This window comes from Frigoribacterium sp. CFBP 8759, from assembly GCF_014841655.1.
Classification (GTDB): domain Bacteria; phylum Actinomycetota; class Actinomycetes; order Actinomycetales; family Microbacteriaceae; genus Frigoribacterium.
In genome coordinates, this window is the sequence record NZ_JACYUH010000001.1 from 92,404 (window position 1) to 111,314 (window position 18,911).

16 protein-coding genes are annotated in these 18,911 nt (G+C 72.4%); 8 read left to right on the forward strand and 8 right to left on the reverse strand.

Annotated features, from left to right (window positions below; translation table 11 throughout):
• Positions 1-75 precede the first annotated feature (75 nt).
• Positions 76-1,833, reverse strand: a complete 1,758-nt coding sequence (locus tag IFT79_RS00460; RefSeq protein WP_192122647.1) for a pyruvate dehydrogenase — start codon at positions 1,831-1,833, stop codon at positions 76-78.
• Positions 1,834-1,916: 83 nt separating this feature from the next.
• Between IFT79_RS00460 and IFT79_RS00465 the strand changes: the two genes are divergently transcribed.
• A complete protein-coding gene (locus tag IFT79_RS00465) occupies positions 1,917-2,189 on the forward strand; it encodes a mycoredoxin (RefSeq protein ID WP_192122648.1) in 273 nt (90 codons plus the stop codon).
• Between the two features lie 7 nt (positions 2,190-2,196).
• Positions 2,197-3,234 (forward strand): NAD-dependent epimerase/dehydratase family protein, encoded by a 1,038-nt coding sequence (locus tag IFT79_RS00470; protein ID WP_342211734.1) that lies wholly within the window; start codon positions 2,197-2,199, stop codon positions 3,232-3,234.
• Positions 3,235-3,518: 284 nt separating this feature from the next.
• On the opposite strand, the gene IFT79_RS00475 is transcribed toward IFT79_RS00470, so the two are convergent.
• On the reverse strand, positions 3,519-3,914 hold the full coding sequence (locus IFT79_RS00475; protein WP_056048202.1) for a VOC family protein: 396 nt from the start codon (positions 3,912-3,914) through the stop codon (positions 3,519-3,521).
• Between the two features lie 154 nt (positions 3,915-4,068).
• Here IFT79_RS00475 and IFT79_RS00480 point away from each other — a divergent pair, with 154 nt between their 5' ends.
• Positions 4,069-5,022, forward strand: coding sequence for a hypothetical protein (locus tag IFT79_RS00480; protein ID WP_192122649.1), 954 nt, complete (start codon positions 4,069-4,071; stop codon positions 5,020-5,022).
• Positions 5,023-5,144: 122 nt separating this feature from the next.
• Here the strand turns inward: IFT79_RS00480 and IFT79_RS00485 are convergent, their stop codons facing one another.
• The 3 genes from IFT79_RS00485 to IFT79_RS00495 form a co-directional block, all read right to left on the reverse strand.
• Positions 5,145-7,277 (reverse strand): DEAD/DEAH box helicase, encoded by a 2,133-nt coding sequence (locus IFT79_RS00485; RefSeq protein ID WP_056048208.1) that lies wholly within the window; start codon positions 7,275-7,277, stop codon positions 5,145-5,147.
• Positions 7,278-7,657: 380 nt separating this feature from the next.
• On the reverse strand, positions 7,658-9,130 hold the full coding sequence (locus IFT79_RS00490) for an FAD-dependent oxidoreductase (protein WP_056048212.1): 1,473 nt from the start codon (positions 9,128-9,130) through the stop codon (positions 7,658-7,660).
• Positions 9,131-9,216: 86 nt separating this feature from the next.
• Positions 9,217-10,413: a phosphotransferase family protein gene (locus IFT79_RS00495; RefSeq protein ID WP_123571814.1), complete on the reverse strand. Its 1,197-nt coding sequence runs from the start codon at positions 10,411-10,413 to the stop codon at positions 9,217-9,219.
• Positions 10,414-10,532: 119 nt separating this feature from the next.
• On the opposite strand from IFT79_RS00495, the gene IFT79_RS00500 reads away from it, so the two are divergent.
• The gene (locus IFT79_RS00500) at positions 10,533-11,609 is read left to right on the forward strand and encodes an FUSC family protein (protein ID WP_192122650.1); all 1,077 of its coding nucleotides are present in this window, start codon (positions 10,533-10,535) and stop codon (positions 11,607-11,609) included.
• 9 nt (positions 11,610-11,618) lie between these two features.
• Positions 11,619-12,575 (forward strand): alpha/beta fold hydrolase, encoded by a 957-nt coding sequence (locus tag IFT79_RS00505; protein WP_123571816.1) that lies wholly within the window; start codon positions 11,619-11,621, stop codon positions 12,573-12,575.
• Here the strand turns inward: IFT79_RS00505 and IFT79_RS00510 are convergent.
• Both IFT79_RS00510 and IFT79_RS00515 read right to left on the reverse strand, forming a co-directional pair.
• Positions 12,572-13,312, reverse strand: a complete 741-nt coding sequence (locus tag IFT79_RS00510) for an esterase/lipase family protein (protein ID WP_159826866.1) — start codon at positions 13,310-13,312, stop codon at positions 12,572-12,574. The two genes, IFT79_RS00505 and IFT79_RS00510, sit on opposite strands and share 4 nt — an antisense overlap.
• A gap of 19 nt (positions 13,313-13,331) precedes the next feature.
• Positions 13,332-13,706, reverse strand: coding sequence for a hypothetical protein (locus IFT79_RS00515; protein ID WP_056048233.1), 375 nt, complete (start codon positions 13,704-13,706; stop codon positions 13,332-13,334).
• A gap of 329 nt (positions 13,707-14,035) precedes the next feature.
• On the opposite strand from IFT79_RS00515, the gene IFT79_RS00520 reads away from it, so the two are divergent.
• Entirely contained in the window at positions 14,036-14,575 is a 540-nt protein-coding gene (locus tag IFT79_RS00520) for a Dps family protein (RefSeq protein WP_082460542.1), read from the forward strand.
• 85 nt (positions 14,576-14,660) lie between these two features.
• Positions 14,661-15,842: an NAD(P)/FAD-dependent oxidoreductase gene (locus IFT79_RS00525; RefSeq protein WP_192122651.1), complete on the forward strand. Its 1,182-nt coding sequence runs from the start codon at positions 14,661-14,663 to the stop codon at positions 15,840-15,842.
• A 127-nt stretch (positions 15,843-15,969) separates the two neighbouring features.
• Here IFT79_RS00525 and IFT79_RS00530 read toward each other — a convergent pair whose 3' ends face one another.
• Positions 15,970-16,842: an SMP-30/gluconolactonase/LRE family protein gene (locus IFT79_RS00530; protein ID WP_159826868.1), complete on the reverse strand. Its 873-nt coding sequence runs from the start codon at positions 16,840-16,842 to the stop codon at positions 15,970-15,972.
• A 239-nt stretch (positions 16,843-17,081) separates the two neighbouring features.
• On the opposite strand from IFT79_RS00530, the gene IFT79_RS00535 reads away from it, so the two are divergent.
• The gene (locus IFT79_RS00535; RefSeq protein WP_277960220.1) at positions 17,082-18,902 is read left to right on the forward strand and encodes a glycoside hydrolase family 15 protein; all 1,821 of its coding nucleotides are present in this window, start codon (positions 17,082-17,084) and stop codon (positions 18,900-18,902) included.
• Positions 18,903-18,911 lie beyond the last annotated feature (9 nt).

Here is an 18,911-nt window from a genome sequence, read left to right on the forward strand (position 1 = left end):
CGAGGCGCCCTCCGCGTGACGGGCCGCGCCTCCTGACCCCTCGACGGTGAGGGGGCAGGAGGCGCGGCGCCGACCTCAGGGACGCGGCACGTTGCGCAGGTTCGACCGCGCCATGGCCACGGCCTCGCCTGCGCCGCCGTTCATGACGATCTTCGACATGGCGAGCGAGAAGCCCTTCACCTGGGCGCCCGTGATCGTCGGGGGCAGCGAGAGCGCCTTCGGGTCGGTCGCGATGTCGACGAGCGCCGGACCATCGTGTTCGAAGGCTGCCTCGTAGGCCGCCCGGAGGTCGCGGGGGTCGTCGACGTGGACGGCGTGGATGCCGATGGCGCGCGCCACCGCGGCGTAGTCCGTGTAGGGCACGTCGACGCCGAAGTCGGGGAACCCGTCGACGAGCATCTCGAGCTTGACGAGGCCGAGCGTCGAGTTGTTGAACACGACGATCTTCACCGGCAGCTGGTACATCTGCGCCGTGACGAGTTCGCCCATCAACATGGACAGCCCGCCGTCGCCCGAGATCGAGACGACCTGGCGATCGGGGTAGGCCATCTGCGCGCCGAGGGCGTGCGGCAGGGCGTTGGCCATCGAGCCGTGCAGGTACGAGCCGAAGATGCGCCGCCGCGGGGTCGGGGTGACGTAGCGAGCGGCCCAGACGTTTCCCATGCCCGTGTCGGCCGTGAAGATGGCGTTGTCGGCCGCGACCTCGTCGAGCAGCGAGGCCGCGTACTCGGGGTGGATCGGCCGCATCTTCTCGACGTTCTTCGTGTAGGCCCCGACCGCACCGGTCATCAGCTTCTCGTGCTTCTTGAGGGTCTTCTCGAGGAACCTGCGGTTCTTCTTGCGTGTCACGAGCGGCATGAGCGCCCGGAGGGTCGGGGCGATCGCCCCGTGGACGGGCACCTGCACGTCGGCGCGACGACCGATCACGGCGGCGTCGACGTCGACCTGGGCGATGGTGACCGTCGAGGCGTCCGGCAGGAACTGCGGGTACGGGAAGTCGGTGCCGAGCAGCACGAGCAGGTCGGCGTCGTGGATGCCGGCGTGGGCGGCACCGTAGCCGAGCAGGCCGGTCATGCCGACGTCGAACGGGTTGTCGTACTGGATGACGTCCTTGCCCCGCAGGCTGTGCCCGATCGGGGCACCGACGAGGTCGGCCAGGGCGATGATCTCGTCGTGCGACCCACGACCGCCCTCGCCGACGAAGAACGCGACGGTGTCGGCCTGGTTCACGGCATCGGCCAGGGCCTGCACGTCGTGCCGGTCGGGCACGAGCTCGGGCGGGCGGACGCTGACGTAGGCGGGCACCTTGCCACCCGCGTCGAGTTCGGCGATGTCGCCCGGCAGCGTGATCACGCTGACGCCCTCGCCCGCCAGGGTGTGCCGGATCGCGCTGGCGACGACCATCGGCGACTGCTCGGCCGTCGAGATCATCTCGCTGTAGCCCGAGCACTCGACGAAGAGGCGGTCGGGGTGGGTCTCCTGGAAGTAGTCCGAGCCGATCATCGTGCTCGGGATGTGACTGGCGATGGCCAGGACCCTGGCGCGGCTGCGGTTGGCGTCGTAGAGCCCGTTGATGAGGTGCAGGTTGCCCGGGCCGCACGACCCGGCGCAGACGGCGAGCTCGCCGCTCATCTGGGCGTCGCCCGAGGCCATGAACGCCGCGGCCTCCTCGTTGCGGACGTGGATCCAGTCGATCCCGCCCTTCGCCGAGCCGCCCGTGCGACGCACGGCGTCGACGATCGGGTTCAGGCTGTCGCCGACGATGCCGTAGATCCGGCGGACGCCGGCGGTGACGAGCTGGGCGATGATCTGGTCGGCGACCGTGTCTGCCATGGTGTTCCCTTCGTGGTGCGTGCCGGTACGCCTCCCAGACAACTCCCCCGGCGCTCACCGCCGACCGGGCTTAACCTGGGGTCATGAGCGACATCGCGAGCACGTACGTCCCCGAGTCCGGCAGCATCACCATGTTCAGCACCTCGTGGTGCGGCTACTGCGCCCGCCTCAAGCAGCAACTCGGCAAGCAGGGCATCGCCTTCACCGAGGTCAACATCGAAGAGATCCCCGGCACGGCCGAGATCGTCGAGAAGGCCAACGGCGGCAACCAGACCGTGCCGACGATCGTCTACCCCGACGGCTCGACGGCCACGAACCCCTCGCTCGCCGACGTCCAGGCCAAGCTCGGTCTCTGACGCCGTCGTGGGTCCGACCGGCACGACTTGCTCGGCACCTCGCCCCCTGCGGCTGCTGATCCTCGGCGGCACCGCCTGGCTCGGTCGGACGATCGTCGAGGCCGCCCTCGCCGGCGGCCACGACGTCACGTGTCTCGCCCGCGGGTCGTCCGGCGACGTCCCCGAGGGCGCGGCGTTCGTCCGGGCCGACCGTCGCACGCCCGGGGCGTACGACGCCGTGCTCGAGGGCGGACGACGCTGGGACGCGATCGTCGACCTGAGCCGCGACGCGTCGCACGTGCGTGACGCCGTGTCGGTGCTCGAACCCGCCAGCGCCTCCTTCGTCTTCGTCTCGAGCGTCAGCGTCTACGCCGACACCGCGACCACCGGGGCGGACGAGACGGCGGCCCTCGTCGACGCCGACGAGTCGGACTACGGCGGGTCGAAGGTCGCGGGCGAGCGCGCCGTCGTCGAGGCGTTCGGCGCCGACCGGTCGCTGCTCGTCCGGGCGGGCCTCATCGGCGGACCGGGCGACCACACGGGCCGCACGGGCTGGTGGCCGCTGCGCTTCGCCCTGGCCGCCGCGTCCACGGAGCCCGATCCCGTGCTCGTGCCCGACGTGCCCGGTCTCGACGTGCAGCCGGTCGACGTCCGGGACCTGGCGAGCTGGATCGTCGCGTCCGTCGAGCGAGGTCTCTCGGGGACGTTCGACGCGGTGGGTGATCGGCAGTCGCTGGCCGACCACCTCGCGGTGGCGCGCCGGGTCGCCGGCCACACGGGCGAGGTCGTACCGGTCGACGAGCCCTGGCTCGACGCACACGGGGTCGGGCCGTGGGCCGGGCCCCGGTCGATGCCCCTCTGGGTGCCCCTCGCCACGCACGCGAGCTTCGGCGCCCGGTCAGGAGGCGCGGGCCGGGCCGCCGGGCTCGTGCCGCGCCCCGTGGACGAGACGCTGCGCGACGTCCTCGCGTGGGAACTCTCGCGTCCCGGCCCGGCGGGCCCCCACGGCGCGGGGCTCGAGCCCGCCGACGAACGCGAGCTGCTCACCGCCGCCCGCGACCGCTGAGACCGACCCGCGCTCCGCCACTCTTTGCCGGTCTCTGCAAGCCGCGCCCCGCGCCTCGCGCACCGCCCGCCGCACCCGCCATGCAGTGCACCGCGATTCGTGCAGCACGCTCGCTCTAGTCGCGGTGCGGTGAACGAATCGCGGTGCGATGCCGGCAGGCGGCCCGGTCCGGCGCGTCCTGGGTAAAAGGCCCCCGCGCCTCCGCACCCCGTTTCGTGCGCCACACACCGTCTAGTCGCGGTGCAGTGCACGAAACGCGGTGCCGTCGCGGCAGGCGGCCCGTGTCAGCTCTGTGCGGGCGGGGCGAAGAACTCGATCTGGTTGCCATCGGGGTCCTTGATCATGAGGGCGTGGCCGAAGTCCGCGTCCTGCAGGTCGGACTCGATGCCGACCGACGTGGCGTGCTCCTGCCAGGCGACGACGCCGTCACGATCGGTCACGGCCAGGCCGATGTGGTCGAGCCCGGGGACGGTCGGGTCGAAGGCCGCGCTCGATCCCCCGGTGTAGGCCGTCACCCCGAGGATCTGCCCGTTGCCGACGGAGAAGATGCGGCGATCGAGGCCGTCGAGTTCGATGCGGCCGACGGGGCCGGCGCCGAGCAGCTTCTCGTAGAAGGCGAGGCTCGTGTCGAGGTCGGAGACGGTGATGGCGACGTGGGCGTAGCCGGAGAGTTCGGGCATGGGGTGCTCCTTCGGTGGTCGGGTGTTCTCCGACCCACCGAACTCGCCTCGACTGAGAACGGCCTCTCGTCCCGCGCTCCGCCGTCCCCCGCATCCCTCCACAGGGTGGCGAGATCCGATCCCGGAGTCCGCTCGAGCCCGAGACGATCGACGCGTGACCACCCACGAACGAGACCTTCGTTCCCTCCTCATCCGCTCGCGGTTCGACGATCCGTCGGAACGCCGAGCCCACGCGCGTGGCGAACTCGTGCGCGTCGCGCCCGGACGCTACGTCGAGTCGGCGGCCTGGCGGGGCCTGCGCCGCGAGGAACGCCACGCCGTCCGAACGGCGGCCGCGGTCGGCCGGATGCGTGACGCGGTCGTCGTCTCCCACACCTCGGCGGCCGCGGTGTGGGGCATGCCTGTGCTCGGCCCGCCGCTCGCCCGCGTCTCGACGACCGACCCGGCGCGCGCCCGGACCCACACGGGTGCGCACGTGACGAGGCATGCGGCACCGCTGCTCTCGGACGAGATCACCCCCCATCGGGGTCTCCTCGTGACCACGCCGGCCCGGACGGCCGTGGACGTCGCTCTGAGCGGGACACGCAGCCAGGCCGTGGCCGTCCTCGACCACTGCCTGCGGCGTCGGTTGTGCACGCGGGCCGAGTACCAGGCGTGCCTGCTGGGACGAGACCGTGTCCGGGGCTCGACCCGCGCCTCCTGGGTCGCCGAGTTCGCCAGCCCCCTGGCCGGTTCCGCCGGTGAATCGGTCTACCGGGTCGCCCTGGACGGTCTCGGATTCCCGGCACCCCGTCTCCAGGAACGCCACGTCGACGACGAAGGGCTCATCGGGTTCACCGATTTCGGGTGGGAGGCCTACGGCGTGTACGACGAGTTCGACGGCTTCGTGAAGTACCTCGACCGCGAGATGCGGCACGGGCTGACGGCGGAGGAGATCGTGGTCCTCGAAAAGGTCCGTGAAGACCGGCTGAGGGGGCTGCCCTACGTGAACCGGGTGACACGAACCGTCTGGCGCGATCTCGCGCGTCCGCAGCGGATCGTCACACGGCTCGAGCGAGCCGGCCTCCCGCGCGTCCACACCGCGAATCGTGGACGGCACCGTGACTAGTCGGGGTGCCGTGCACGAAACGCGGTGCGTCGAGGTGCGGCGGTGTGTCGCGGTGCCGTGCACGAAACGCGGTGCGTCGAGGTGCGGCGCGGCGCGGCGCGGTGCGGCGGGGTGAGGGCGGGTCAGGCTTCGAGGGCCTCGGTGAGCAAGGCGACGAGGGCCGAGAGCTGCACGTCGACGGAGTCGACGACCTCGGAGTCGTCGCCGTCGAGTGCCCGGGCGGCGAGGCCGGCCTTGCTGTCGATCAGCTCGGCGATCTTCGTGTCGATCGTCTGCGCCGCGATGACGCGCCACGCCGTGACCGGCTCGGCCTGGCCGATGCGGTGCACGCGGTCGATGGCCTGCGTCTGCTCGGCGTCCGTCCACGACAACTCGGCCAGCACGACGTTCGAGGCGACCTGCAGGTTGAGCCCCACGCCGGCCGCGGTCAGCGAACAGACGACGACCTCGACCTCGGGGTCGTTCACGAAGGCGTCGATCTGGCGCTGACGGACGGCCGGGGTCTGGTCGCCGCGGATCGAAGAGTACTTGATGCCCCGCTTGGCGAAGGTGGCCTCGGCGACGTCCATGACGTCGATGTGCTTGGCGAAGAACACCACCTTGCCGACGTTGCGGGCGAGCTGGGCGGTGTAGTCCGCGGCCAGGCCGGCCTTGGCCTGACCGATGCGGCGCACCATGCTGAAGACGTTCTCACCCGTGCTCGACGCGCTGGCGTCCTCGAGCTCCCACTTGGCGACCTGGCGGACGAGGTCGTGGTCGATGCCCTCGACGCGGACGCCGGACGTGCGGGTGGTGAGCGCGGTGCGGTACTTCTGCACCATGCGGCGGGCCAGCTCGCGTTCGGCGTCGCGGATGGACCGGCCCACCTCGTCGTCGAGCTCGACCGGAAGGTCGGCGATGCGGCGGGCGGGGATGTCGGAGGCGACGTCGACCTTCTTGCGACGGACGATGCCGAGGTCGATCACGATCTCGCGCGCCGACGAGAAGAACCCGGGATCGGCGGGGGTCAGGCCGACCTCTTCGAGGCGCTCCATCAACTCGGCGGCGGGCTTCTTGTCGCCGATCCAGCCGAGGAACTCCCAGATGGCGCGGAAGTCCTCGATGTCGTTGATCAACGGGGTGCCGGTCAGCGCCATGAGCAGCGGGTGGGCGGTGCGCGACCGGATGCGCTGGGCGAGCTGCAGCACGTGCCGCGACCGCTGCGATTCTTTGTTCTTGATGAAGTGGGCCTCGTCGACGATCATGCCCTTGAAGCCGAGCTCGCCGAGCCAGCCGACGTGACGGTCGAGCACCTCGTAGTTGACGATGACCACGTCGGCGAAGGCGTCGAGCTTCTCGCCGTCGCCGTGGATGACGGTCGCCGTGCGCGTCGGCGTCCACAGCTGGACCTCGCGGGCCCAGTTCGTCTTGACGACGTTGGGCACGACCACGAGCAGCGGGTACGCCGCGGCCGCCTGGGCGGCGAGCAGGGCCTGGGCGGTCTTGCCGAGGCCGGGCTCGTCGGCGAGCAGGTAGGTGCGGTGGCCCTGGCGGGCGGACTCGACGAGCTGTGCCTGGTGGTGCATCAGGGTGGCGCCCGCGGGGGCGTCGACCGTGGTGGGCTCGGGCAGCGGCATGCAGGCCGAGCCTCCCCCGGCGCCGTACTCGAAGGACTTGAACAGGGGGCCGAAGAGCTCCCAGTTCGCGAGCCGGCGCGGGTGCGCCTCGCGGGCGACCTCGGCGAGCGCGAAGTCGGGCGGCAGGAACGGGTTCGCCAGCTGCCGCGAGATGACCGACTGCGGGACGACCTGTCGCTCGGAGGTCGGCGCGACCGGCGCCGCCTCGGTGACGATGATCTGCTGCTCGGGCTCGAGCTCGAGCCCGGCCGACATCTGCATGTCGCGCTTGAGCGTCTTGGCGGCCTCGCTGACCGTGGCCGCGTCGCCCAACAGGGTGATCAGCGACGTGTCGCGGGCGGCGGTCTTGGCCAGGATCTGGGCGACGCCGTCGAGGCGCTTCATCTGCTCGGCGCGCTCGGACTCGCTGATGGCCTTGTCGACCTTGACCCGGGCGCGTTCCTCGCGCATGAGCAGGGCGATGACCTGGAACTTGGTGCGGCTCGAGGGCTTCACCTGACCGCGTTGCGCGGCGGCCTCGACCTCGCGCACCGCACGGGCGAGGACGGGGATCAGCCCGTCGTTGTCGACCTCGCGGCGACGGTTCGGACGCTGGGCGGTGCGGGTACCACCCGATTGACGCTGGCCTGGTCGAGCCAAGGCTCCTCCTCGTGGTCGACGCGGGACGTCGACGGTGCTGTGCCGCCGTGTCGGCGGAGGGTGCTGCGCGGGACGCCGAGAGGCTCGGCGACCCGGACGGACGACGACCGAGAGGGTCGCGCCGGATGCGTGCGGGGCGGGGTGCCGCGCGATGGACAGCTGTACCGGCTTCGCGACGGGCGACCTTCGTGGCGGGCAGTCCGACGACGGCACGTGCCCCGAAGCCCCGTCACGCCGAGGTGTCGACTCGCACCGGAGGAGGCGCGGACCGGAGAACACCCGGGCGGTGAAGCTGGGGACAGTTTACGCGTACGACGCGCCGGTACGCCACCAGCGCCTCCTCGTGTCCCGGGCCCAGGTGGCAACGGGCCGGCGACGCATCAGCCGCGACGACGCAGGCCGCGGGTCGCCGGCCCCTCGAGCACGCTGCCGTCGGCGGCGAACCGCGACCCGTGCAGCGGGCAGTCCCACGACCGTTCGGAGTCGTTCCAGGTGACGATCCCGACGAGGTGCGGGCAGATCGCCGAGACGGTGCAGACCTCGCCGTCGACGGTCGAGCGCGCGACGGGGGCGAAGCCGCCCGACCGGCCCACCTCCCCCTGGCCCTCGGCGGGTGCGACGGCGACCAGACGGCGGGTCATCGCCCCGGCCCAGCCCTTGGCCGCCCACCACGCGTCGGCCGCGTTGATGCCGATCCCCGACGCGATGGCGATCGGCGTCGTGACCCGCCCGTGCAGCGTGGTCATCCAGGGCTGCGGGTCGCCGAGCACGTCCGACACGAGGGTCATCGCGGCCTGGACCGCGTTCGTCAGCCCCCAGTGCTCGTAGCCGGTCGCCAGGTAGATGCGGCCTCGACCCCGCGGCAGCCAGCCGACGAACGGCACGTGGTGCGGCGTGCCGTAGTCCTGACCGCTCCACGAGTGGGTCGGCCGCGCACCCGGCCAGTGGCGCGTCGTCCACTCGGCGAGGTCGTCGACCATCGCGATCGTCGAGGAGGCGCGACCCACCGGGTGCCGGTTGCCGCCGGTCACGAGGCGGTCGCCCACCGCGGAGAACGACCGGGTGGGACCGTCGACCGCCTGGTACATGCCGTCCGGCAGGTCGTCGACGCCCTCGAAGGCCAGGCCGTAGGAGCGCTCGCTGCGGAGCTTGGCGAAGTAGAGGCCGCGGTCGAGCACGGGGCTGCCCGTCGTGACGTGCACGCGGCGGCCGCGGACGTCGGGACCGTCGCTGTGGGTCACCGTCGGGTTCGTCGCGTCGACGCCGGTGACGCGCACCCCCTCGACGACGACGCCACCGAGCGCCCGGACGTCCGCCACGAGCGCGACGATCGCCTGCACGGGGTCGAACTGCGCCTGGTCGGGCAACCGGAGTCCGCCGGTCGTGCCGAACGGGAGGTCGAGGCCGAACTCCTTGACGACGGGGAGGCCGGCCTTCCTCGCGACGAGGTACTCGTCGTCGACCGTGGCGATCCCGGCCCGGGTCGTCGCGTAGCTGAAGGCGTCCCGGCGCTCGACCTCGACGCCGGCCTCGTCGAGGTAGTCGACCATCCAGTCGAAGCCCGCGCGGTTGGCCGCGACGTAGGCGTCGACGACGCTCTGGTAGGTGTTCGTGCGGATGCGCTGGAGCTGCCTGCCCTGCAGCAGCGACATCGACGCGGACCCGCTGCCGCTCGCGACGCTGCCGACCGTGCGCGCCTCCAGGACGGCGACCCGGTGACCGCGACGCGCGAACAGCAAGGCGGTGACGAGTCCGGTCAGGCCCCCGCCGACGATCACGTCGTCGTAGACGGTCTCGGGGTCGATCCTGTCGGTGGTGACGTCGGGAGCGGCGTCGAGCCAGGGTGACGGCATGGGGGCCTCCGGGTGCGCGGGTGGGTGCTGCGCGCCACGGTAGGCCCGTCCGCCCGTCCGTGGGTGGGCGGCGGAGGGACCGGCGGTCAGGCGGGGCGGGCGAGGGTGCCCGCGGCGGCACCGATCAGCTGGACGGCCTTGCGGCGGCCCGTGTCGGTGCCGAGCGTGGCCTGTCCGCCGGCGTGGGCGAGCAGCTGCGACGCGACGCCCGGCGCGAGCCGGTCGGCCAGGCCGGGCAGGCGTTCGACCCAGGCGCGCGTCACGTCGTCGGCGAGGCGTTCGCAGGCCCGGGCCTCGGCCTCGTCGCCGTTGCCCCGGTGCCACTGTCCCGTCACGACCAGATGGGCGACGAGGGCCGCCGCGTCGCGCGCCGGGTGCCCGAGCCCCGCGGTGTCGACGTCGAGCAGACCGGTGACCCGCCACGGCTCGGACGGGTGCACGAAGAGCTGCTCGAGGTGCAGGTCGCCGTGGATCACGGCGAGGGCGTCCGAGGCGGATGAGGCGCGGCGCCGGTCGATCTCGTCGTAGAGGCCGTCGATCTCGGTCGCCCGGTCGGGCAGCGCGGCGCGCAGCGTCGAGCGGTGCCAGGCTCCGTGGTCGAGGGCGTCGGACTGCGCCCGCGCCACCACGTCGACGCGGGCGATGCGCGTGCCGAGGTCGACCATCTGCTCGACGAACCGCGGGTCGTCGACGAGCTCGACGACGCGCTGCCCGGCCGGCACCCCCGGGACGCGTTCGAGGACGAGCAGGCCGTCCGCCCGCGAGGCGAGCACGGCGGGCACCGGCAGCCCCTGCGCCCGGAACGCCTCGTGCAGGGCGACGATCGGTGCCACCCGGTCGGGGCGGACCACCTTGAGGAAGACGGTGGTCTCGGCGGCGTCGAGTCGGATGACGGCGCGCTTGCCGGGTCGGTACGCCGCGACGCTCAGCCGCGGTTCGGTGACGACGACGCCGAGCGCCGCGAGCGCGTCGGCCACCCGGTCGGGATACGTGGCCCCGGCGAGCGCCGGCAGCATCGGGTCGGCCGGGTAGGCCCAGACGGCGAGCGGCTGACCGGTGGTCGGGTCGCGGGTGAGCACCGAGGACTCGTCGGCGGCCCGGGTGTCGGTGTCGATGAACGTCAGCACGGTCGAGGTCGCGCCGACCGGGTCGACCGTGTCGACCTCGTAGCCGTAGAGGAACCCGGCGCCCGAGGGCTCGACCGAGTGGGGTCGGAAGGCGACGACGGTCAGCCCCGAGTTCGCGAACGCGGCGGGGAGCACCTCGGCGGAGTTGGGCCACACGAGGAGGCAGTCAACCAGCAGCCGGACCGATCGGTGGGGAGGCGCGGGCGGGGTGACCGTTTCGTGACCTGTCGCGACGTCGCGACGAGGGCGGCGCCTCCCCGTCTACCCTGGAGGGCGTGAAGGTCGTCTCGCGCATCCGGCAGACGAAGCGCACGCCCCTGCTCCAGGTGGTGAAGACGAGCGTCGCGGTGATGGCGGCCTGGTTCGCCTCGGTGGCCCTGTTGCAGCAGCCCCTGCCGATCTTCGCCGCGATCGCGGCCCTGCTCGTGGTGCTGCCGAGCGTCAACCAGTCGTTCGTGCGCGGCCTCGAGCGCAGCGTCGGCGTCATCGCCGGCGTGCTCATCGCCTTCGCGGCCGGCCAGCTGTTCGGCGACGCGACCTGGATCGTGCTGGCGATCGTCGTGGTGAGCCTGCTCGTGGCCTGGGCCTTCCGGCTCACGCCGAGCTCGGCGAACCAGGTGCCGATCTCGGCGATGCTCGTGTTGGCGATCGGCGCCCAGACCCCCGACTACGCGCTCGACCGGGTGCTCGAGACGATCATCGGTGCGGCCATCGCGCTCGCGATCAACGCGTTGATCGTGCCTCCCGTCGCCCTCGCCCCCGCGCACCTCGCCGTCGGACGGCTCGCGCGCGACATCGCGTCCGTGCTCGACGAGACCGCCGCCGTGCTCGACGAACCGGTCGACGGGTCGCGGCTCGCCACGGGCCTGACCAGGGCCCGCGAGCTCAGGGTGGCCCAGGCCCGGGCGGTCGACGCGGTCACCACGGGCGAGGAGAGCCTCCAGCTCAACCCCCGTGCGAGCCGCAACCGCAGCGTCCTCGAGGCCGACGCGGCGCTGCTGCGGCGCCTCACCGTGCTCGTCAACCGGGTGGTCGGCATGGTGCGGTCGGTCCACGACAACTACGACCCCGGGCTGTCCGACGACCCCGTGGTGCAGAGCATCGCCGAAGACCTCCGACGAGCCGCCCACGACGTGCGCCTGCTGGCGCGGACCACCGAGGAGGCGCTGCCGGCCGGGCGCGCCTCCCGCCTCCCCGACGCCACCGGCGGTCCCGCGACGGGCACCGGGCACGACGACGGCCCGGCGCTCACGTCGCCGGTGAGCGTGCTGCGCCCCGACCCGGACAACTGGGTGCTGGTCGGGTCGCTGCTCGAGGACCTGCGCCGCGTGCGCGAGGAGATCATCGGGTAGCATCCGACGATGCGACGGGGCCGGGCGACAGGGGTGGCCGACCCGACCCTCGACCGCTACGCCCCGTTCGCGCTGGTGACCGAGCCCGGTGCCCTCGGGCTCACCCGCTCGACGATCGAGACGGCACACGGCCGGACGGTCGTGCACCACGCGACGGCGTCGGCCGACCGGTCCTCGCGCCGCCGGGCGACCGTCCTGCTGCACGGGGCGGCCGGTTCGTGGACGACGTGGACCCCCCTGCTGCAGGCCGCCCGCGAGGTGGACGCGGTCGTCTCCCGCCCGGTGCTCATCGACCTGCCGGGGTGGGGCGCCTCGCCCGAGCCGGACCCGGGCCTCGACGTCGAGTCGGCCGCCGCCGTGGTGGTCGAGGTCGCCGAGGCGCTGGGCGTCACCGAGTTCGACCTCGTCGGTCACTCGATGGGCGCGTTCGTCGCCCTGCACCTGGCGGCCGTCCGACCCGACCTGGTGCTCAGCGTCTCGGTCGTGTCGGCCACGTCCTTCTCGGCGATCGACGCCGTGACGCACCCGGTGCGGGGCCTCGTGCGGCTGCCGGCCTTCACGCTGCTGCGCGCGGCGTTCGGGGTGCTGCCCCGCGCCTCCGCGTCCCTGCTGCGCGGCGCGGCCCGCATCGGACTGCTGCGAACACTGTCGTCACCCGTCTTCCGCCACGTCGACCGCGTCCCACGCTCGGTGCTCGAGGCGTTCGTGGCCGAGCTCAGGCCCCGGGGCTTCCTGGCGGCCTCGAGGTCGGGGCAGGGGTACGACGCGACCCGGTGGCGAGGCATCGAGTGCGACGTCGCCGCCGTCAGCGGAGCCGACGACGTCTTCGCCCGGTCGTCCGACCTCGACCGCCTGGCCGACGTCGTGCGGCACGCCCGGACGACCCTCCTCGCCGACTGCGGGCACTTCGCCCACGTCGAACGGCCCCACGAGACCTTGCGGGCCCTCGGCTGGGTCGAGGGCTAGGACGCCTCGGCCGACGCCGCCGAGCCCGCCCCGGCCTCGACCTCGCGCACGATCATCGCGACGCACCGCGCGTGGCCCAGCGGCCGGAAGTGGCCGTCGACCGGGAACTCGAGGTTGACGGCCCCCGGCAGGACGCTGCCCTCGGTGACGTGGGCGTCGAACCGCGACGCCATCGACGTGATGGTCCCGTTCGCCTCACGCTGTCCCGCGAGCCGCAACAGGTCGGCGTCCCGGGGCGAGAAGGGCCTCAGCGCCCTGACCGGCAGCACCCTCGCCCAGCGCGACCCCGAGAAGGGACTGTTGACCGTCACCATGCGGGTGATGCGTCGCTCGGCGTCGGTCGAGACCATCATGGTCTTGCCGACGAGCCCGCCCTTGCTGTGGGCCAGCACGACGACGTCCCGCAGGTCGTGGGCGTCGAGGATGCGTTGGGCCACCTCGGCGGTGGCCGCGATCGGACGACGGTTGTGGCCCATGCCGGGCACCACGACGATCGGGTGACCCCGATCGTTCAGCCGGTCGGCCACGGGTCGGAGGAAGCGCCAGGTCTCGTAGACGCCGGGCAGCAGCAGGACGGGCTCACGGTCGCCGTCCCGGTAGCGACGCGGCACCACCCGGCCCGACCGCGGGACGAGGTGCACCCACCAGACGTACCGGTAGTCGAGCACGACCGTGCGGACGAAGCGCCAGAGGCCGACCCGGCGACGTCCGTGGCCACGCGACGGTGTGGAGCTCATGCCGCCACGGTAGGCGTCGTCAGGCGGCGGTGCCCACCAGGGGCAGCTCGCCCCAGGGCTCGCCCTCCGGCCAGGCGATCGACTCGACCGCGGCCCGGGCCATCTCGAGCGTGACGTCCCAGCGGCCGCAGATCGACGCCCACGGCGGCGGGAACTCCGACGCGTCGTCGAGCAGCGCCAGGGCGAGTCGCCCGAGCCCTGCGCGGGCCGCCGCGCTCGCCGCGTCCGGCAGGGAGTCGGTCAGCCCGTGGACGACCCTCACCCGGTGGGCGAAGTCCATCTGCTCGATGTCGTCGAACGCCCCCCAGGCGCTCTCGATCTCTCGTCGCAGCCTCGTGATCTCGACCGCGTCGAAACCGTGACGGTCGGCGCGTCCGGGTACCGCTCGTGCCATGTCAGCCCCCCTCAGAGCATGGCCACGGATCGGGTACCCACGGCCGGGCGTCGGCTTCGGTGCCGATGCAGGCGAACATACCATCCAGTACGGTCCGGGCTCCAGCACCCTCGATCACGAGTCGATCACGGCGGCGAGCGACCCCTTGGACCGGCTCGGGACGGCATGCACCGGCGACCCCTCGGGCCGACGCGCCCCGGCGTCCCCACCCGCCGCCGGTCGAGCTGTCCCCCGAAGGCTGAGCCATCGCCCGGGCCCACGGTCTACCGTCCACGTCGCACCCACCGGTGCGACGACTCCGCACGAACCCACGACGAACGGGAGACATCATGTTCCAGGGATCCGACCAACTCCGCGACAACATGCAGAAGGTCCTCGTCGACCTCATCGAGCTGCACGTCCAGGGCAAGCAGGCGCACTGGAACCTGCTCGGCTCGAACTTCCGCGACCTCCACCTGCAGCTCGACGAGATCGTCGACGCGGCCCGCGAGTTCAGCGACGAGGTGGCCGAGCGCATGCGCGCCGTCTACCTGATCCCCGACGGCCGCACCTCGACCGTCACCCGGGGCACGAGCCTGCCCGAGTTCCCCGCGGGCCCCGTCGAGACCACCGCGGTGGTCGACCTCATCGTCGACCGCATGTACGCCGTCACCGGCACGATGCGCACGGTCCACGACGACGTCGACGACGAGGACCCCACGACGGCCGACGTGCTGCACAGCATCCTCGAGCGCCTCGAGCAGCTCGCCTGGATGACCGGCGCCGAGAACCGCCACCCCGAGAAGGACGCCCGCCAGGACGACACGCGTCAGCGTGACGAGGACGCCGCGGCCGAGGGCCTCGACCGCGTCGGCGCCGTCGCCAACTGACCCGACCACCTCACGAGGGCACCGTCCGGGAGCGCGCCACCCGCGCCTCCCGGGCGGTGCCCTCTCTCGTCGAGAGGACGACCCCATGACCGAATCGTTCGACCACGTCATCGTGGGCGGCGGCATGACCGCCGACGCCGCCGCGAAGGCCATCCACGACACCACCCCGGACGCGTCGGTGCTGATCGTCAGCGCCGACGTCGACGCGCCGTACACGCGCCCGGCGCTGTCGAAGAAGCTCTGGACCGACCCCGACTACACCGAGGCCGACAACGCTCTCGGCACCGTCGCCGACTCGGGTGCCGAGATCCGGCTGCGCACGCTCGTCGAGTCGATCGACCGCGAGGCCCGCACCGTGACCACCGACCGCGGCGACGTGATCGGCTACGGGGCCCTGTTGCTCGCCACCGGAGGCAGCCCCGTCGCCCTCGACCTGCCGGACGACGACCGCGTCGTGTACTTCCGGACCGCCGAGGACTACCGCCGACTCCGCTCGCTCTCGGGCGGCGGCCGGCACGTCGTCGTCGTGGGCGGCAGCTACATCGGCACCGAGCTCGCCGCGGCCCTCGTGCAGAACGACACCCGCGTGACGCTGGTCTTCCCCGACGACGTGCTCGGTGGATCGGTGTTCCCCGCGTCCCTCGCCTCGTCGTTCGAGAAGAGATTCGAGGAGGCGCGGGTCGAGCTGGCGCGCGGACGTCGCGTCGACAGCGGCACGGCCGACGACGCCGGCGTCCACCTCCGGCTCGACGACGGCTCGACCCTCGACGCCGACGCGGTCGTCGTGGGGCTCGGCATCTCGGTCGACGACCAGCTCGCGGCCGACGCGGGTCTGGCCGTGGACGACGGCATCGTGGTCGACGAGCACCTGCGGACGAGCGACCCGAACGTGTTCGCCGCCGGCGACGTGGCCTCGTACCCGGACGCGATCCTCGGGCGCCGCCGCGTCGAGCACGTCGACAACGCGAAGTCGCAGGGCCCCGTCGTCGGTCGCAACATGACCGGCGCCGACGAGGTCTACGACCACACGCCGTACTACTACTCGAAGGTCTTCGACCTCTCGTACGAGGCCGTCGGCACGCTCGACGCGTCGCTCGAGACGATCGTCGACGACAAGGGCGAGGGCGAGGCCGTGGCGTACTACCTGGGCGACGACGGCGCGGTCGAGGGCGTGCTGCTCTGGAACGTCGAGGAGGCGCGTGACGCGGCCCGGGCCGTCATCGCGGCGGGCGTCGTGCCGCGCGACGAGCTCGTGGGGCGCATCTGAGGACGCGCCGTCGGCACGACGACGCCCGCCCGATCGGCTGACCGGGCGGGCGTCGTCGCGTCGGAGGGTCGTCGCAGGGGCGACGGGCCGGGCGTCCCCGGGGGGCCCGCCCGCACGGGCGGCGGTCTCAGCCGAACAGGAACGGCGGGCGAGCCGCCCGGTCGAGGTCCAGCGCGAAGATGCCGCCGCTCAGCGGGAACTCCTCGAGCTGTTCGTCGCTCAGCCCCTCGCGGGCCGACAGCACGAACAACGTCCGCAGGTCGTCACCACCGAAGCCGATGCCGGTGACGTTCGGCACCGGGAGGGTGATCTCGTCGACGAGACCACCGTCGACGTCCAGGTGCACCACCTTGCCCTCGCCGTAGATGGCACCCCAGAACTCTCCCCGCTCGTCGCGGGCCAGGCCGTCGTGGGCGCCCTGGGACGAGAACGGGACGAGCTCGCCCAGGGTGCCGTCGGCATCCCACGAGGCTCGGTAGATCGTGTCGTCGCCGGTGTCGGTGAGGTAGATCTCGCTGCCGTCGTCGTTCCACTCGAACCCGTTGGTCGTGGCGAAGTCGTCGCGGAGCTGCGTGAGCGTGCCGTCCGGGGCCACGCGGTAGAGACCGGCCACGGGGCTGCCCTCGGGGTCGGTCGCACCGACGACGAAGGCGCCGAACGGGTCGCACTTGCCCTCGTTGAGGCGCAGGCGCTCGTCGGCGTGGTCGACGGTCGCGATCGTCCGCTGCTCGGTCCCGTCGTCCCGCATGACGACGACGGTGTCGTCGAGGGCCGCGATCAGGCCACCGCCGCGCCGACGCTGGAAGCTCGGCAGGGGCGGGTCGACGACGACGGTCGTGTCCCTCGTGCCGTCGGCCGACGTGCGGTGCAGGAGGCCGTTCGTGATGTCGGTCCAGACCAGCTCGTGGGCGTCGACGTCCCAGACGGGACTCTCGCCGAGCGTGGCCTTCGCGTCGAAGAAGAGGCGGGGCTCGGACGTGGTTCCGGTCGGAAGAGGCATCCGACCGGTCTACCCGCCCGACATGTCCACCGGCTCCTTTTCTCGCCCCCAGGGGTACGGAGGCCGTTGTTGGCACACAGAACACTGCGAGGGACGGGCACGAGGAGGCGCGCTGGGCCACCGTAGGAGGCGTGACGGACACCCTCGAGACCACCGACGACATCCAGGCCGACCACTTCGGCGCGACGACGGCCGCCGCCGGCGAATGGCACCGCCCCGACCCCCGGGACGACGGCTACGTGCCGCTGCGCTCCTACGGCGCCATCGGCGACGGCCGGACCGTCGCCCTCATCGCCCGCGACGGCCAGATCGACTGGCTGCCGATGCCCGACATGGACAGCGACCCGGTGTTCTCCGGCATCGTCGACGCCGGCAAGGGCGGACGCATCGAGCTGCGTCCCGTCGACGACGACTTCGAGGTGCAGCGCGAGTACGTCGAGAACACGAACGTCCTCGTGACCCGCTTCCGCACCTCCACGGGTGTCGTCCAGATCACCGACGCGCTGGTCACCGGCATCGCGGGGCGCCTGCCCTGGGCCGAGCTCGCCCGCCGCATCGAGGGCGTGACGGGGTCGGTCGCCATGCGCTGGGCGGTGATCCCGGGCAACACGTTCGGCACGCACCCGATCCGCCGGGTCGACACGTTGCACGGGCCGGTCCTGCGCGCCGCCGACATCAACCTGGCGCTCGTCGGCTTCGAGCACGGCCGCCTCGACTCGGTCGAACCCGGCGACGGCGAGGCCCACGGCGGGCCGCACCGGTTCTGGGGCGAGTTCACCACCCACGAGGGGTCGCGCTCGTTGATCTGTCTCTGCGGCGTCGAGGACGAACCCCTGCACCTGCCCGACCCGCACGTGGTCGACCAGGGCATCGACCGCACGGTCCGCAACTGGCAGACCTGGTCGGACGAGTTCAACTGGGACGGCCCGTGGTCCGACGCCGTGCAGCGCAGCGCCCTCGCGCTCAAGCTGCTGATCTTCAGCCCCACCGGCGCGATCGCGGCAGCCGCCACGGCGGCCCTGCCCGAGAACTTCACCGGGGACAAGAACTGGGACTACCGCTTCGCCTGGGTACGCGACCTGGCCTACACGGTGAACGCGCTCGTCCGCTTCGGCCTGCGAGAAGAGACCCAGGCAGCCGTCTCGTGGTTGCTCTCGGCGCTCAAGGCCAACGGCCGCACGATGCACATCTTCCTCAACCTCGACGGCTCGGTGCCGGACGGCACCCACGAGACGGGGTCCGAGGGCTGGCGCGGCATCGGCCCGGTCTACAAGGGCAATCCGGCGGGCGAGCAGCTGCAGCTCGGCACCTACGCCGACATCCTGGCGATCATGAGCCAGTACGCGGCCGACGGCAACATCCTCGACGAGTCCACCGGCGACCTGCTCGCCGGTTTCGCCGACGACGCCTGCCGCCGCTGGCAGGAGAAGGACTCGGGCATGTGGGAGCTGCCGGACGAGCAGCACTACGTGAGCAGCAAGATGGGCTGCTGGCAGGCCATCGACGCCGCCCTGCACCTCACCGAGGTCGGCCAGATGCACCCCGACCCCGAGGACGTCGTCTTCTGGCGGAAGAACCGCGACCTGATCGAGGACTGGGTCGCCGAGCACGGCTGGAACGAGAAGATCGGCTCGTACGTCATGTACCCGGGCAGCGAGAAGCTCGACGCGTCGGTGCTGCTGCACGCCCCCAGCGGTTTCGACCGCGGCGAGCGCATGTCCCGCACCATCGACGCGATGCAGCGCGGGCTCTCGGCCGGCCCCCTGCTGTTCCGCTACAGCGAGGTCGATCAGGAGGAAGGCACGTTCGTGGCCTGTGCCTTCTGGCTCGCCAGCGCCCTGGCGTGCGTGGGCCGTCAGGAGGAAGCGGTCGAGCTGATGGACCAGCTCGTGCAGCAGCCGAACGACGTGGGCCTGCTGACCGAGATGATCAGCGCCGACGACGGGCAGTTCCTCGGCAACGTGCCGCAGGGCCTCAGCCACCTCGCCCTCGTCAACGCGGCGATCACCATCGACGAGATGAGCCGTGAGGGCACCACCGACGACATGGAGGGCCAGTGACGAACGACC

Excerpts from the sequence above, each read along its gene's own strand:
- IFT79_RS00460 (WP_192122647.1), bottom strand. The coding sequence starts at position 1,833 with ATGGCAGACACGGTCGCCGACCAGATCATCGCCCAGCTCGTCACCGCC.
- IFT79_RS00465 (WP_192122648.1), top strand. The coding sequence starts at position 1,917 with ATGAGCGACATCGCGAGCACGTACGTCCCCGAGTCCGGCAGCATCACC.
- IFT79_RS00475 (WP_056048202.1), bottom strand. The coding sequence starts at position 3,914 with ATGCCCGAACTCTCCGGCTACGCCCACGTCGCCATCACCGTCTCCGAC.
- IFT79_RS00490 (WP_056048212.1), bottom strand. The coding sequence starts at position 9,130 with ATGCCGTCACCCTGGCTCGACGCCGCTCCCGACGTCACCACCGACAGG.
- IFT79_RS00505 (WP_123571816.1), top strand. The coding sequence starts at position 11,619 with ATGCGACGGGGCCGGGCGACAGGGGTGGCCGACCCGACCCTCGACCGC.
- IFT79_RS00510 (WP_159826866.1), bottom strand. The coding sequence starts at position 13,312 with ATGAGCTCCACACCGTCGCGTGGCCACGGACGTCGCCGGGTCGGCCTC.
- IFT79_RS00515 (WP_056048233.1), bottom strand. The coding sequence starts at position 13,706 with ATGGCACGAGCGGTACCCGGACGCGCCGACCGTCACGGTTTCGACGCG.
- IFT79_RS00520 (WP_082460542.1), top strand. The coding sequence starts at position 14,036 with ATGTTCCAGGGATCCGACCAACTCCGCGACAACATGCAGAAGGTCCTC.
- IFT79_RS00525 (WP_192122651.1), top strand. The coding sequence starts at position 14,661 with ATGACCGAATCGTTCGACCACGTCATCGTGGGCGGCGGCATGACCGCC.
- IFT79_RS00530 (WP_159826868.1), bottom strand. The coding sequence starts at position 16,842 with ATGCCTCTTCCGACCGGAACCACGTCCGAGCCCCGCCTCTTCTTCGAC.